The sequence below is a fragment of the Citrobacter sp. Cf088 genome, assembly GCF_030334295.1.
Classification (GTDB): domain Bacteria; phylum Pseudomonadota; class Gammaproteobacteria; order Enterobacterales; family Enterobacteriaceae; genus Citrobacter; species Citrobacter freundii.
Genome location: NZ_JAOWEE010000054.1, coordinates 136646 through 149326 on the forward strand (window position 1 = coordinate 136646; position 12681 = coordinate 149326).

18 protein-coding genes are annotated in these 12681 nt (G+C 49.7%); 6 read left to right on the plus strand and 12 right to left on the minus strand.

The window, feature by feature from the left end:
• Positions 1 to 56 precede the first annotated feature (56 nt).
• Together OGV71_RS19170 and OGV71_RS19175 are read left to right on the plus strand one after the other, a co-directional pair.
• On the plus strand, positions 57 to 773 hold the full coding sequence (locus OGV71_RS19170; protein ID WP_286533840.1) for a hypothetical protein: 717 nt from the start codon (positions 57 to 59) through the stop codon (positions 771 to 773).
• Positions 766 to 1182, plus strand: coding sequence for a hypothetical protein (locus tag OGV71_RS19175; RefSeq protein ID WP_286533842.1), 417 nt, complete (start codon positions 766 to 768; stop codon positions 1180 to 1182). The genes OGV71_RS19170 and OGV71_RS19175 overlap by 8 nt, the downstream gene beginning before the upstream one ends.
• Positions 1183 to 1596: 414 nt before the next feature.
• Here the strand turns inward: OGV71_RS19175 and ridA are convergent, their stop codons facing one another.
• From ridA to pyrL, 5 genes are all read right to left on the minus strand, one after another.
• On the minus strand, positions 1597 to 1983 hold the full coding sequence (gene ridA, locus OGV71_RS19180) for a 2-iminobutanoate/2-iminopropanoate deaminase (RefSeq protein WP_071696512.1): 387 nt from the start codon (positions 1981 to 1983) through the stop codon (positions 1597 to 1599).
• A gap of 108 nt (positions 1984 to 2091) precedes the next feature.
• Positions 2092 to 2553 (minus strand): aspartate carbamoyltransferase regulatory subunit, encoded by a 462-nt coding sequence (pyrI, locus tag OGV71_RS19185; protein WP_003025816.1) that lies wholly within the window; start codon positions 2551 to 2553, stop codon positions 2092 to 2094.
• Between the two features lie 13 nt (positions 2554 to 2566).
• A complete protein-coding gene (gene pyrB, locus OGV71_RS19190) occupies positions 2567 to 3502 on the minus strand; it encodes an aspartate carbamoyltransferase (protein ID WP_003025818.1) in 936 nt (311 codons plus the stop codon).
• 2 nt (positions 3503 to 3504) lie between these two features.
• Positions 3505 to 3558 carry a pyrBI operon leader peptide gene (locus OGV71_RS25525; protein ID WP_106875647.1) on the minus strand — a complete coding sequence of 18 codons (54 nt, stop codon included), beginning with the start codon at positions 3556 to 3558 and terminating at the stop codon, positions 3505 to 3507.
• A complete protein-coding gene (gene pyrL, locus OGV71_RS19195; protein WP_003025819.1) occupies positions 3539 to 3640 on the minus strand; it encodes a pyr operon leader peptide in 102 nt (33 codons plus the stop codon). Before pyrL ends, OGV71_RS25525 begins: the two co-directional genes overlap by 20 nt.
• Between pyrL and OGV71_RS19200 the strand changes: the two genes are divergently transcribed.
• Positions 3620 to 3742 (plus strand): hypothetical protein, encoded by a 123-nt coding sequence (locus OGV71_RS19200; protein WP_085951582.1) that lies wholly within the window; start codon positions 3620 to 3622, stop codon positions 3740 to 3742. The genes pyrL and OGV71_RS19200 overlap by 21 nt on opposite strands.
• Here the strand turns inward: OGV71_RS19200 and OGV71_RS19205 are convergent.
• From OGV71_RS19205 to arcA, 5 genes are all read right to left on the minus strand, one after another.
• The gene (locus OGV71_RS19205; RefSeq protein ID WP_003839609.1) at positions 3739 to 4218 is read right to left on the minus strand and encodes an arginine repressor; all 480 of its coding nucleotides are present in this window, start codon (positions 4216 to 4218) and stop codon (positions 3739 to 3741) included. The genes OGV71_RS19200 and OGV71_RS19205 overlap by 4 nt on opposite strands.
• Before the next feature lie 144 nt (positions 4219 to 4362).
• The gene (locus tag OGV71_RS19210; RefSeq protein WP_204584188.1) at positions 4363 to 5766 is read right to left on the minus strand and encodes a YfcC family protein; all 1404 of its coding nucleotides are present in this window, start codon (positions 5764 to 5766) and stop codon (positions 4363 to 4365) included.
• 55 nt (positions 5767 to 5821) lie between these two features.
• Positions 5822 to 6826: an ornithine carbamoyltransferase gene (argF, locus tag OGV71_RS19215; protein WP_003025826.1), complete on the minus strand. Its 1005-nt coding sequence runs from the start codon at positions 6824 to 6826 to the stop codon at positions 5822 to 5824.
• Between the two features lie 57 nt (positions 6827 to 6883).
• Positions 6884 to 7816, minus strand: a complete 933-nt coding sequence (gene arcC, locus OGV71_RS19220) for a carbamate kinase (RefSeq protein ID WP_088902785.1) — start codon at positions 7814 to 7816, stop codon at positions 6884 to 6886.
• A 9-nt stretch (positions 7817 to 7825) separates the two neighbouring features.
• Positions 7826 to 9046, minus strand: a complete 1221-nt coding sequence (gene arcA, locus OGV71_RS19225; RefSeq protein ID WP_003025834.1) for an arginine deiminase — start codon at positions 9044 to 9046, stop codon at positions 7826 to 7828.
• A 672-nt stretch (positions 9047 to 9718) separates the two neighbouring features.
• Here arcA and OGV71_RS19230 point away from each other — a divergent pair.
• A complete protein-coding gene (locus tag OGV71_RS19230; protein ID WP_003839618.1) occupies positions 9719 to 10171 on the plus strand; it encodes a YhcH/YjgK/YiaL family protein in 453 nt (150 codons plus the stop codon).
• 106 nt (positions 10172 to 10277) lie between these two features.
• Here OGV71_RS19230 and argF (OGV71_RS19235) read toward each other — a convergent pair whose 3' ends face one another.
• Positions 10278 to 11282 (minus strand): ornithine carbamoyltransferase, encoded by a 1005-nt coding sequence (argF, locus tag OGV71_RS19235; RefSeq protein ID WP_003844898.1) that lies wholly within the window; start codon positions 11280 to 11282, stop codon positions 10278 to 10280.
• Positions 11252 to 11347 (minus strand): putative translational regulatory protein ArgL, encoded by a 96-nt coding sequence (gene argL / locus OGV71_RS25630; protein ID WP_370766361.1) that lies wholly within the window; start codon positions 11345 to 11347, stop codon positions 11252 to 11254. Before argL ends, argF (OGV71_RS19235) begins: the two co-directional genes overlap by 31 nt.
• 98 nt (positions 11348 to 11445) lie before the next feature.
• On the opposite strand from argL, the gene rraB reads away from it, so the two are divergent.
• The gene (gene rraB / locus OGV71_RS19240) at positions 11446 to 11871 is read left to right on the plus strand and encodes a ribonuclease E inhibitor RraB (protein WP_003025845.1); all 426 of its coding nucleotides are present in this window, start codon (positions 11446 to 11448) and stop codon (positions 11869 to 11871) included.
• Positions 11872 to 11922: 51 nt separating this feature from the next.
• Positions 11923 to 12681, plus strand: a complete 759-nt coding sequence (gene miaE / locus OGV71_RS19245; protein ID WP_204584186.1) for a tRNA isopentenyl-2-thiomethyl-A-37 hydroxylase MiaE — start codon at positions 11923 to 11925, stop codon at positions 12679 to 12681.

Genomic DNA, 12681 nt, shown 5'->3' on the forward strand with positions numbered 1-12681 from the left:
TTTATTCTGAATTATGGAATTGCTAATGCCCTTCAACAGAAGAGGGTACATTGTAAATGTTAACATCAGAGTATGTTAATTATTTACAGGGAATGATTGTGTCAAATTATATATTGGGAAAAGAAGATCCTGAATATATTATAGATGCTGGGAGTGGTGAATGGTGTGGTGCTGGTCACTTTTCTGAACAATTATATCACTATAAATGTTACTTAGAGCAATTGGTCGAGGGTAGCTTTTATTTAAAATATCGTTATCCCGTTGCTCGGGACCATTTATTACATTATCTGCAAAACACTGGTGAAGATGTACATATTAATTTATTCGACCTGATGAGCAAATCAAATCAGTTAAGAGATAATTATGTAAGTGAGTTGAATGAGGCGAAAGTATTTTGTCGAAATTTATCACCAGGGCAGCATTTTTTTACTTCTGAGTCTGTTAGTACAGATGATTTTATTTCCAGCGATCCAGATCTTTTTTATGCTATTGGTGGATATCAATATTGGGGCAAAGGACAGGTATTAATTTCTGAAGATAAGTATAAAAATACGATGAGCAATGGTAGTAGATTATGTAGCTATAATTTGAAATTTCAGTTTAAGTTTTTTGACAGGTATAACTGGAATGTTACTGTCGCAAATTCTGAGGTTCGTTTAGGTAGTGTTATTCCGGTTAGTGATGATTTCATGGGCAGATTTCATCAGGAATGCCTTGCCAGAGAGTACAATATTTTTGGTACCATTGAATCAGAGGTGAAATGGCATGACTGAGCATCGATGCTCTTTGTTTCTGGGAAGAATTCTCAGTGTTGCTACATTCTGCGCTTTTCTCTATATGATTTATGTTGTTTTGGCTTGTTGGGCTCCCATACGTGAAAGCTATCAACTTCTGGTTGTGCAATGGTGCCGTAATGATGATACCAGTATCCATTATGCGGAAAATATCTCGTGGCATGGCTTATATGTTTACCTGGAAAAATCGGCTGGAAACATTATATTAAGAGAAGTAAATACTCCAATTGATAACCCCTTCCAGCCTTACAGGTATATTTACAACATAATCGGTCATGAGCATGACCTGCGTTTGGCCAGTGAGAAGTGGGGAGCGATTGAGTGTCAGGCAGGAAATAAAGCTATTATTGGTTCATCCGGTTATCTCTTTTCATGGGGGCCGAACTGATGAAGTTTGCTTTACAACGATGCAGAATAAAAATTATCATGTTAATTGGTATTTTGTTGATTTGCATTTTTTTAATCGATTCAGTCGGTCGTTATAATAAACTTGTTAGCTTCAAAATTTATAATGGCGTGATATATACTTTAGAGAAGATAGATGATGATAGTATCTACGTTCTCAAGGCTAATGTTTATAGCTCAAAAGCTAATTGGCTATTAGGTCGAGTTTGTTTTTCAAAAAATATAGATTCGCAGAAAAAAAGAACAATGAAATTGTATCACTGGAATTTTAAAAAAATTGAGAATAAATCAGTTAGCGTAACGAACAAGGACAGAGAGCTGAGTTTTCCAGTTAGAGATTGCTTGTGAAAAAACAACGCGTAAGGAACCCTGCCAGAGCAGGGCTCTCTAATAAGACTTAGCGACGAACGGCGATCGCTTCAATCTCGATTTTCACGTCTTTCGGCAGACGGGCAACTTCTACGCAAGAACGCGCCGGGAAGGTCGCGTTGTGCTCGGTGAAGAATGCTTCGTAGGTCGCGTTTACGGTGGCGAAATCGTTCAGGTCTTTAACGAAAACGGTCGTTTTTACGATATCGCCCACTTTCAGGCCTGCAGCTTCTACGATAGCTTTTACGTTTTCCAGCGACTGACGCGCCTGAGCGGACACGTCTTCCGATACGGCACCGGTTTTTGGATCGACCGGGATCTGACCGGAAGTGATAATCATGCTACCCAGGTCAACACCCTGAACGTATGGGCCGATTGCTGCTGGTGCATTTTCCGTCGCGATAGTCTTGCTCATGATTTCTCCTGAATTACAGCGGTAAGGTAGGCTACATCCTTTCATCAGGGAATGCAGCCTTATGTTCCCGCTCATTATAGGGAGCCGGGATTTCATAACCAACCCTAATTAGTTGGCCAGCACCACATAATGCGAAAACTCTTTTTCACAGTATTTGCATTTGAGTGCGATGTCATCGGCACGTTTTTTCACTGCAAAACTGGAAGAAACCGGCTCAGCATGACTGATGCAGTTGCTGTTCGGGCAAACCAGCACGTTATCGATACGCTCAGGCAGGCTCGGACGTGATTTACCCACCACGTCGTAATCGTCAATGCGGTTTACCGTTGCCTGCGGGGCGTACAGGGAGAGCTGGTTTACCTGCTCGTCGGTCAGGAACGTGTTTTCGATTTTAATCAGATCCTTACGACCCATCTCGCCAGACGGCAGGTTTAGACCGATGGTGATACGTTGGTCGGTTTCCGTCAGTTTGAACAGCGTCAGCAGCTTAAAACCAACCTGTGCGGGAATATGGTCAATCACGGTGCCACGTTTGATGGCTTCAACCTGCAGTTTGTTATCGTGTGTCATCTCTTTTTCTCCCTTACAGTGCCAGTTCGCTATTCAGTACCAATGCCAGTAACGCCTGGCGGGCGAAGATGCCGTTGCCAGCCTGCTGGAAATACCAGGCGTGCGGCGTCTTATCGACGTCGGTGGTGATTTCATCGATGCGCGGCAGCGGATGCAGCACCTTCATGTTCGCTCTGGCGCCGTTCAAATCGCTGGCGCGCAGGACAAACTGTGCTTTCACGTTGGCGTATTCGGACGGGTCCAGACGTTCTTTTTGTACGCGGGTCATGTAGAGGATATCGACCTCCGCCATCACTTCTTCGATGGTGCCGTGCAGGCTCCAGGCAATACCTTTTTCATTCAGCATATCCAGAATGTATTGCGGCATGGCCAGCGCGTCCGGGGCGATAAAGTAGAAGCGATTACCTTCGAACTTCGCCAGCGCCTGGGTCAGGGAGTGGACGGTACGGCCATATTTCAGGTCACCCACCATGGCGATGTGCAGATTGTCCAGGCGACCCTGAGTTTCCTGAATGGTAAACAGGTCCAGCAGCGTTTGGGTGGGATGTTGGTTGGAGCCGTCGCCTGCGTTCAGTACCGGAACGTTACCGGAGAACTCCGTAGCCAAACGCGCGGCGCCTTCCTGCGGATGACGCATGACGATGGCGTCGACATAGGTGCTGATGACGGAAATGGTATCGGCCAGGGTTTCGCCTTTTTTGCCCAGCGACGTGTTGCTGCTGTCAGAAAAACCCACCACGCTGGCGCCCAGGCGGTGCATGGAGGTTTCAAAGGATAAACGGGTGCGGGTTGACGCTTCAAAGAAGCAACTGGCGATAACCTTATGCTTTAACAGCTCCGGCTGTGGGTTAGCTTTTAATTTCGCCGCCGTCGCGAGGACCAGATTGAGGTCATCGCGGCTGAGGTCGTTTATGGAAATGATGTGTTTTTGATAGAGCGGGTTAGCCATGTTTATCTCCTGACGCCTGGGCAAAAAAAAAGCCCCTCAATTGAGGGGCTCGGAATGGGTGATCAACGGAAAGAAAAACGGCAGGCCAGCGTCCTTTTTCAGACGCGGTAAGACAAAATGTCGTACACACTGAACCATACATCCTCCCGGCAAATTGTCCGCGATTATACTCAGCTCCGTTATGGGATCAAGCGGAAAATGCACAATTTATTCACCGCAAACGGTTCTTATGAATTTTAATTCATTTTAAATAGATAGTTAATCTGCTTGTGCACCAGCCCCGTTCGCTGCACAACTCGCGGCGCAACCCAGACAATACTGCTGCCAGCGATGACACCCAGAATCTCTGGTAACGCGTGGTAATCGAGGATTCTGGCAACGGCACGGCCATAACCTGCCGCCGTGTGGATGAGGATAAATTCGCTATTGTGCTCAACGCTGACCACCATTTCAGCAATCGATCGGGCAGCATCAGGAGCGGGTCGCGATTGCGGATTTACAGAATAAATTTTTTGCCCTTTTGTATTTCTTATTTTTATAGCCCCGAGCAGTTTCAGCAGACGGGATACCGTTGACTGGCTAATTCCGGTAAAACCATGGTGTTGGAGATCGCGGCGAAGCGCTTCCTGAGAAAGGTAGCTTTTTTCGCTAATCAGGCGCTGACAAATCGCCAATTGTTTCTGCTCTTTGGTCGAGTAATCATCGAATTCCTTCATAAATACACCCTAAGTTTATCATTTGTATCAATGTGATGGCGAAATTCACCACATTTGCAGTATCAATAACGGCTCAAACGGGCGGTTGCGCAGAAAAACGAGAGTGCGCTCAAAAAAGCCGTCGGGATCCGACGGCTAAAAGGGCTACAACATCGCGCCGATACTCAGGACGGCCATGTTCAGTAACGTCAAAATGAGCAGGAGCGGGGCGACCCATTTCAGGTATCGCACGTAAGGAACACGGGCGATGGCTAACCCACCCATCACGACGGCTGAGGTGGGTGTAATCAGATTCACAATGCCGGAAGCGGATTGATACGCGGTGACGACCAGATCCCTGGGGACATGCGCGAAGTCGGCCAGCGGGGCCATAATGGGCATCGTGAGCACCGCCAGGCCAGACGAGGAAGGGACCAGGAAGGAGAGCAATACTTCCAGCCAGTAGGTCACATTGATGAAAATGGTGGTGGACAGACCGGAGACTAAATTTTCGGCGCTGTGCAAAATAGTGTGGGTGATCATGCCGTTGTCCATCACCACCACGATTCCGCGTGCAATGCCGATAATCAGCGCCACGCCAAGCAGATCCCGCGCACCGTCAATGAAGGTACTGGTGAAGGCTTCTTCACTCATGCGGGCAATCACGCCGACGATAATGGCAGAAGCCAGAAAGACTGCGGATATTTCTGCCATCCACCATCCGAGTACCGCGACGCCATAAATCATTACCGCAAAGGCGGCGGCGAATATCAGCAGGATCCACTTACGCGTGGCTGTGAATTCAAGATTGGTATTGCCGCGATTGCCGAGAAAATGCGCACGGTTTTCCTCCATTTTATCCGCCACAATCGACAACTCCGGGTGATTGCGGACTTTGCGCGCATAACGCATGACCCACACCACACAGATAACATAGCCGACGATCAGCAGCAGAATGCGCATCAGCATTCCCTGGGTGAAGGGGATCCCGGCGGCGTTAGCCGCGATAACCGTTGCGAAAGGGTTGATTGTCGAGCCGAGTGTGCCAATGCCCGCGCCGAGCAGAACAGTGGCGGCGGCAACCAACGGATCAAAGCGTGCGGCCATCATGACCGGAACCAGCAATGTGTAGAATGGGAGTGATTCCTCCGCCATCCCGTAAATCGTACCTCCGGCGGCGAAGAGTCCCATTAGAATGGGGATCATCCACTCCTCTTTACCCTTCAACCTGACCGTCACGCGCTCGATACCTGCGTCGATGGCGCCTGTTTTGTTTACTACGCCGAGAAACCCACCAATAATCAGGACAAACAACGCCACATCAATTGCGCCTGCGGTATAGGTTTCGTGGTTGTAAAGACCGTCAATCGGGGCCAGCAGTACAGCGGTAAAACCTTGCGGGTGCGCCTCTGTGGGGGCATAAGTACCGGCAACTGGCACTTCTTTGCCCAGAGTAGCATTCATCGCCATCTGGTATTTCCCTGCCGGGACTATCCAGGTCATAACCGCGACGAGTGCAATGAGAATAAACAGGATGGTATATGCGCTGGGAAATTTGAATTTGCCCATGATGTTCTCCGGATAGCTTGGGCATATGCCGTCAGGCGACATACGCCCGCTGGGGTTAGTCGCCGAGGGTCGCTACCATTACCGCTTTAATGGTATGCATCCGGTTCTCTGCTTCGTCGAAGACGATGGAATGAGCTGACTCAAAAACCTCTTCCGTGACTTCAAGCCCTTTCAGGCCGTAGGCCATTTCGATTTCACGTCCAACCTTTGTGTGCTCGTTATGGAAGGCGGGCAGACAGTGCATAAATTTCACATTGGGGTTACCGGTTGCGTTGATGACCCGCTGGTTAATTTGATAGGGCGTCATCAGGCTAACGCGTTCTGCCCAGGCTTCTTTGGGTTCGCCCATAGAGACCCAGACATCGGTGTAGAGGAAATCGACGTCGTATACGCCTTCCTCAACATCCTCTGTGAGCGTAATGCGTGCGCCAGTCACGCTGGCAATTTCACGGCATTCGGCAACCAGTGCCTCGTCAGGCCAGAAGGATTTAGGTGCGACCAGACGGATATCCATCCCCATTTTCGCTGCGCCTACCATCAGGGAATTACCCATGTTATTGCGGGCGTCACCGAGATAAGCGAAACTCAGCTCCGGCAAGGTTTTACCCGGGGCGTGTTCCAGCATGGTCATCAGATCCGCGAGGATCTGGGTGGGGTGAAATTCATTTGTCAGTCCATTCCAAACAGGAACTCCGGCAAATTGCCCCAGTTCCTCCACAATGTCCTGGCCGTATCCGCGATATTCAATGCCGTCGTACATGCGGCCTAGCACGCGGGCAGTATCTTTCATTGATTCTTTATGGCCGATCTGCGATCCGCTTGGGCCGAGATAGGTCACCTGTGCGCCTTGATCGAAAGCGCCGACTTCAAAGGCACAGCGGGTACGGGTTGAGGTTTTTTCGAAGATCAGCGCGATATTTTTACCGACCAGCGTCTGTCTTTCGCGCCCGGCCTTTTTTGCCGTTTTTAACTCGATAGCCAGATCGATCAGGTACTGGATTTCCGTCGGGGTGTAGTCCAGCAGTTTGAGAAAATTGCGATTTTTCAGGTTAACAGTCATGAAAATGTCCTTATGTAGGCCGGATAAGGCGAAGCCGTCATCCGGCAAAAAAAAGTCCTACGCGTTAGCGTCGGTGGTTTCGAGACGAATTAGCGTGCCTTTGTCGCCGGCGAGAATGGCCGAGCCGTCGGCCAGTGAACCGATGCCAGCAATCCCACGACAGTGAGAGACGAATTCCGCGCAGGCGGTGACTTTGGGGCCCATTGAACCGGCGTCGAATTGCATTTCACCGAGCAGTTCCGGGGTGACCTGGGACAGTGGGCGCTGGGTAGGTTTGCCCCAGTCGAGGTACACGGCATCAGCATCGGTGAGGATCAGCAACGCATCGGCATGGAGTTGGCGGGCGAGTAGGGCGGCGGAGAGATCCTTGTCGATCACCGCTTCAATGCCGTGGTAGCCATCGGCTTTTTCCACCACCGGTACGCCGCCTCCGCCGTTGCAAATCACCAGATGATCGCGGGCGATCAATGTACGAATGGCATCACTTTCAACGATACGTTTGGGTTGTGGAGAGGGCACAACGCGGCGGAACGCTTTGCCGTCGGCTTTGAAAATCCAGCCCTTTTCCGCGTGTAGCGTTTTAGCCTGAGCGTCGTCGTAAATCGGTCCGATATATTTGGTCGGATTGCTGAAGGCTGGATCGTGGGCATCGACTTCAACCTGAGTCAGCAGCACACTAATTTCACGCTGTGGAAGCTGGTTTTTCAGCGCCTGTTGCAGCATATAGCCAATCATTCCCTGACTTTCCGCGCCGAGAATGTCGAGCGGATAGGGGGTGACGCTGGCATACGCACTGTTTTGCAACGCCAAAAGTCCAACCTGCGGGCCATTGCCGTGCACCAGAATCACGCGCCATTGCTGTGTGAGCTGAGCGATAGTTTTTGCCGCCAGCTCAATGTTCTTGCGCTGGATGTCAGCTTCCAGCGGCTCGCCGCGTTTGAGCAGCGCATTGCCGCCCAACGCCACAACCAGGGTAGGTTTGTTTTCCATGACTTCTCCTTAAATACCGTCGCGTTCCAGTGGGCAGCTCATGCAGCGTGCGCCGCCGCGTCCACGTCCAAGTTCGTCGCCAGGAATGGGTAAAACGGTGATGCCTGCTTTGTCGTATTTCTCGTTGGTCCAGATGTTGCGCTCGTAGCCCACGACCACACCGGGGCGTAGCGTCAGGACGTTGTTGGCGTCATTCCACTGTTCGCGTTCAGCTTCGAAGGCGTCGCCTCCGGTGGTTATCAGCGTGATTTGGTCGAGGCCCAGCGCTTTTTCGAGGGCATGTACCAGAGTACTTTCCTGGGTGCGTTTCAAGCCGCCGCGCCCGTCTGGCGTCAGGGTCCAGCACTGGACATCCGGGCGTACCACTTCCGGGTAGACGGAGAAGGTATCAATATCAATGTGGGTCATGACGGTATCGAGGTGCATACAGGAGCGATGTTTCGGCAGTTCAACCGCGATGACGCGTTCAGCCTGGCGATGCTTAAACAGCGACTGGGCAAGGAATTCAATGCCCTGCGGCGTGGTGCGTTCCGACATACCGATGAGTACCGCGCCGCGACCAATGACCAGCACATCTCCACCTTCTAATGTGGCGTGGTCGTAATTAATATTTTCATCGCCGAAATATTTAATAAATTCACCATCAGCAAATTGAGGGTGCCAACGGTAGATCGCCCGCAGGTTATTGGTTTCTCTTTGCCGCGCGGTTTTTGCCATTGGGTTAATTGACACACCGTTATATATCCAGCATGAGGTGTCGCGGGTAAATAAGTGGTTTGGTAATGGCTTCATAATAAAGTCATTAATATCGTGAGTATCGACCACCATATTTTTGATTGAGGCAGGAATTTCTCCGTAAGTTAGCCCACCGCTTAAATGCCGGGCGAGTTCCCGATGCTGCATATCTGCAAGCCAGGCGCGAATATCCGTGGCGAAAGCGGGGCCAAGGCGATAATCAGAGATTTGTGTCTCCAGCAACCAGTCTTTGGCATCTTGGACATCTAAGGTTTGTGTCAATAAATCAGTGAGTAACAGAACCTCAATCCCTTGCTGACGTAACGTGTTGGCGAAAATGTCATGCTCTTCTCCTGCACGTTCTACCGAAAGAACATCATCAAAAAGCAGTTCCTGGCAATTTGATGGCGTCAGCCTTTTTAAGCTGAGATTAGGGCGATGTAGCATTACGCTACGTAATTGACCGATTTCAGACCCGACATAATGCTTTTCCATCATTATTCCTTTAATACGATTTTAAAAAATAAAGAGGATGTGCCTGCAAATAATATTTATTGCAGTCATGACTTTTCAGCTGATTTCGGAATCTATATTTAGATCTTATTTGATGAGGAAACGTGATTTATTTCACAGTCAGGTCGATATTTGACTTTTGATGTTTAATTTATGATATGGCTCGGAGAATTAATAAAATAAAAATATGAATAATTGAATTACTACGCGGGAATATGTCTTGTTATTTATCGGTGTTAATTTTATGTACACTTTTAGTGTGCTGCAATATAAGTAATGCATTGATTTATTTGTGCTTTTTTCTGTGTTGTGAATTATTATGCGAATATATGATTTTATTATTTGCGCGGTAAAGTTTATTTCAAAATAAATATGACGATGAAGAAGGATAGCGAAGGAGAGGTGAACTGTGATCGATAGCTGGTTTTTCTAATAAAACTTTTAATAACAGTTGGTTACTGATCTGGTTGAAAAAGGGTGGCCGAAAGTTATGCAAGGTTTATGCATAACCTGTTGCTGAGAGTTAGCAATTATTTAACACCATCAGCGATAAACATGCGTTGACGCAAAATATCGGCAAATAGCAGTAGTATGGCAGGCCGTTTTTTCGTATAACAACTAAAATGAAACGATGTTTTAATTAAGGGGTTTGAGATGATTGTTGGCAATATTCACAACCTGGATGCCTGGCTGCCGGAAGAGCTGCGTCAGGCAATTGAACACATTAAAGCGCATGTGACGGATGCGACGGAAAAAGGTAAGCACGACATTGACGGCGATCGCCTGTTTTATCTGATTGCCGAAGATATGACGGAGCCGTTTGCACAGCGCCGCGCCGAGTATCACGCCCGCTATCTGGATATTCAGATCCTGCTCAAAGGCCAGGAAGGAATGACCTTCAGCACGCAGCCTGCGGGCGCGCCGGAAACTGACTGGCTGGCGGATAAAGACATCGCCTTCCTGCCGGAAGGGGTACAGGAGAAAACGGTGGTGCTGAACGAAGGTGATTTCGTGGTGTTCTATCCGGGTGAAGTGCATAAACCGCTGTGCGCGGTCGGTGCTCCAGCGCTGGTACGCAAAGCCGTAGTGAAAATGCAAGTGGCATAAGCGTATTTGCCGGGGGCGGCTTCGCCTTGCCCGGCCTACGAGAGCGCGGTTGTAGGCCGGATAAGATGCTTAGCATCGCCATCCGGCATTCTTTTGATCCATGCCCTCACTTCGCCAGCGTCGCCACCATCACCGCTTTGATGGTGTGCATCCGGTTTTCCGCCTGATCAAATACGATGCTGGCGGGTGATTCAAAGACCTCATCGGTCACTTCCATACCGCCGTGCAGACCATATTCCTGTGCCATTTGTTTGCCAAGCGTGGTTTGATCGTCATGAAACGCGGGCAGGCAGTGCAGGAATTTCACCTGTGGATTGCCGGTCAACGCCATCATCGTGCTATTAACCTGGTACTTACGCAGCAGCGCAATACGTTCGGCCCACTTCTCTTTTGCTTCGCCCATTGATACCCAGACGTCGGTATAGATAAAGTCCGCACCTTTCACGCCCGCGGCGACATCTTCGGTCAGCGTAATATTGCCGCCGTTTTTCTGTGCCAGCGCTTTGCACTCTGCAACCAGACTTTCCTCTGGCCAGCAGGCCTGCGGTGCGACCAGGCGCAGATCCAGCCCGGTTAACGCAGCGGCTTCCAGCATGGAATTGCCCATATTGTTGCGGGCATCACCGGTGTAGACCAGCGTCATCTCATTAAACGCTTTACCCGGCAGGTGTTCCTGCATAGTTAACAGATCCGCCAGCAGCTGGGTGGGATGAAACTCGTTGGTTAATCCGTTCCACACCGGAACTCCGGCATATTCCGCCAGCGTCTCGACAATCTCCTGGCCGTGGCCCCGATACTGAATACCGTCGTACATGCGGCCGAGCACGCGGGCGGTGTCTTTGATCGACTCTTTATGGCCAATCTGGCTGCCGCTTGGCCCGAGATACGTCACGCGAGCACCCTGGTCGTATGCGGCAACTTCGAAAGAGCAACGGGTGCGGGTTGAGTCTTTTTCGAAGATGAGCGCGATGTTTTTACCGGTGAGCTTTGCGACTTCAGTGCCGTTTTTCTTATCTGCCTTTAGCTGCGCGGCGAGCTGGAGCAGTGACGTGAGTTCAGCAGAGGTGAAATCAAGCAGTTTCAAAAAATGTTTATGATAAAACGCAGACATGGTTCCCTCACATGGCTTAGGCCATTTATTGAATTAAAATTCAATTTATATGTATGTTTATTCATTTGCAACCTTGTTTAACAAATCTTTCCTGGAAAGGTGGAGGCAATGACAGCGGTATGTGACAATAAGAGTATCGGCAGGACATTATGAGGAACGAGCCATGGCAAACCCGGAACTACTGGAAGAACAGCGTGAAGAAACGCGCTTGATTATTGAAGAGTTACTCGAAGATGGCAGCGATCCAGACGCGCTGTACACCATTGAGCATCACCTTTCCGCGGATGACTTCGAAACCCTGGAAAAAGCGGCAGTAGAAGCCTTCAAGCTGGGTTATGAAGTGACCGAGCCGGAAGAGCTGGAAGTGGAAGAAGGCGACACGGTTATTTGCTGTGACATTTTGAGCGAATGTGCACTGAATGCGGAGTTGATCGATGCTCAGGTTGAGCAACTGATGAACCTGGCTGAAAAATATGATGTGGAATACGACGGTTGGGGCACCTATTTTGAAGACCCGAACGGCGAAGAAGGTGAAGACGGCGACGATGAAGATCTCGTCGACGAAGATGATGACGGCGTGCGTCACTAAGTCATCTACTGACCTGCGGTAGCCCAGGCTGCCGCAGGCCAAGGACAATGTATGGATTACCTGCAAATACTCTCCCCGATCCACAATTTCCTGCACTGTAAAACGCCCCAGGCCTGGCTTGATAAAGCGCGAGACCCGGCTAATCTGCCTCTGTTATTGACCGATCACCTCGTCTGTGAGCTGAAAGCGGCGCAAACGGCGATGCTGCTGGTGCGTAAGTATGTCGCAGATAAACAGGGATCTCAGGCGCTGCTGGACTGGCTGAAACCCTATGAAGCGTTTGCTTTCAGAGAAGGGGATGAGCCGGATTTTATCGCGCTGAATAAACAGATAAGCAAAAGCGTGATGCCGCAAACCGACGACCCGTGGGGACGCAAGCTTATCGACAGCATGGTTTTGCTGATCAAGGAAGAACTGCATCATTTCTGGCAGGTGCGTGAGGCGATGATGAGTCGCAACATTCCCTATATTAAGATTACCGCCAGCCGTTACGCCAAAGGCATGCTCAAAGAGGTGCGCACCCACGAGCCGCTGACATTAATCGATAAACTGATTTGCGGGGCTTACATTGAGGCGCGTTCCTGTGAACGGTTCGCCGCGCTCGCACCGTATCTGGATAACGATTTGCAGGCGTTTTATCTGTCGCTGCTGCGATCCGAGGCGCGGCACTATCAGGATTACCTGGCGCTGGCGCAGCAGGTTTCAATCGATGATATCAGTAGCCGGGTGCAGTTTTTTGGCGAAGTAGAAGCCGCGTTGATCACCTCTCCTGACGATGAATTCCGCTTTCACAGCGGTGTGCCAGCTTAG

Excerpts from the sequence above, each read along its gene's own strand:
- OGV71_RS19170 (WP_286533840.1), top strand. The coding sequence starts at position 57 with ATGTTAACATCAGAGTATGTTAATTATTTACAGGGAATGATTGTGTCA.
- OGV71_RS19175 (WP_286533842.1), top strand. The coding sequence starts at position 766 with ATGACTGAGCATCGATGCTCTTTGTTTCTGGGAAGAATTCTCAGTGTT.
- ridA (WP_071696512.1), bottom strand. The coding sequence starts at position 1,983 with ATGAGCAAGACTATCGCGACGGAAAATGCACCAGCAGCAATCGGCCCA.
- pyrI (WP_003025816.1), bottom strand. The coding sequence starts at position 2,553 with ATGACACACGATAACAAACTGCAGGTTGAAGCCATCAAACGTGGCACC.
- pyrB (WP_003025818.1), bottom strand. The coding sequence starts at position 3,502 with ATGGCTAACCCGCTCTATCAAAAACACATCATTTCCATAAACGACCTC.
- OGV71_RS19200 (WP_085951582.1), top strand. The coding sequence starts at position 3,620 with ATGTCGTACACACTGAACCATACATCCTCCCGGCAAATTGTCCGCGAT.
- pyrL (WP_003025819.1), bottom strand. The coding sequence starts at position 3,640 with ATGGTTCAGTGTGTACGACATTTTGTCTTACCGCGTCTGAAAAAGGAC.
- OGV71_RS19205 (WP_003839609.1), bottom strand. The coding sequence starts at position 4,218 with ATGAAGGAATTCGATGATTACTCGACCAAAGAGCAGAAACAATTGGCG.
- OGV71_RS19210 (WP_204584188.1), bottom strand. The coding sequence starts at position 5,766 with ATGGGCAAATTCAAATTTCCCAGCGCATATACCATCCTGTTTATTCTC.
- argF (WP_003025826.1), bottom strand. The coding sequence starts at position 6,826 with ATGACTGTTAACCTGAAAAATCGCAATTTTCTCAAACTGCTGGACTAC.
- arcC (WP_088902785.1), bottom strand. The coding sequence starts at position 7,816 with ATGGAAAACAAACCTACCCTGGTTGTGGCGTTGGGCGGCAATGCGCTG.
- arcA (WP_003025834.1), bottom strand. The coding sequence starts at position 9,046 with ATGGAAAAGCATTATGTCGGGTCTGAAATCGGTCAATTACGTAGCGTA.
- OGV71_RS19230 (WP_003839618.1), top strand. The coding sequence starts at position 9,719 with ATGATTGTTGGCAATATTCACAACCTGGATGCCTGGCTGCCGGAAGAG.
- argF (WP_003844898.1), bottom strand. The coding sequence starts at position 11,282 with ATGTCTGCGTTTTATCATAAACATTTTTTGAAACTGCTTGATTTCACC.
- argL (WP_370766361.1), bottom strand. The coding sequence starts at position 11,347 with ATGAATAAACATACATATAAATTGAATTTTAATTCAATAAATGGCCTA.
- rraB (WP_003025845.1), top strand. The coding sequence starts at position 11,446 with ATGGCAAACCCGGAACTACTGGAAGAACAGCGTGAAGAAACGCGCTTG.
- miaE (WP_204584186.1), top strand. The coding sequence starts at position 11,923 with ATGGATTACCTGCAAATACTCTCCCCGATCCACAATTTCCTGCACTGT.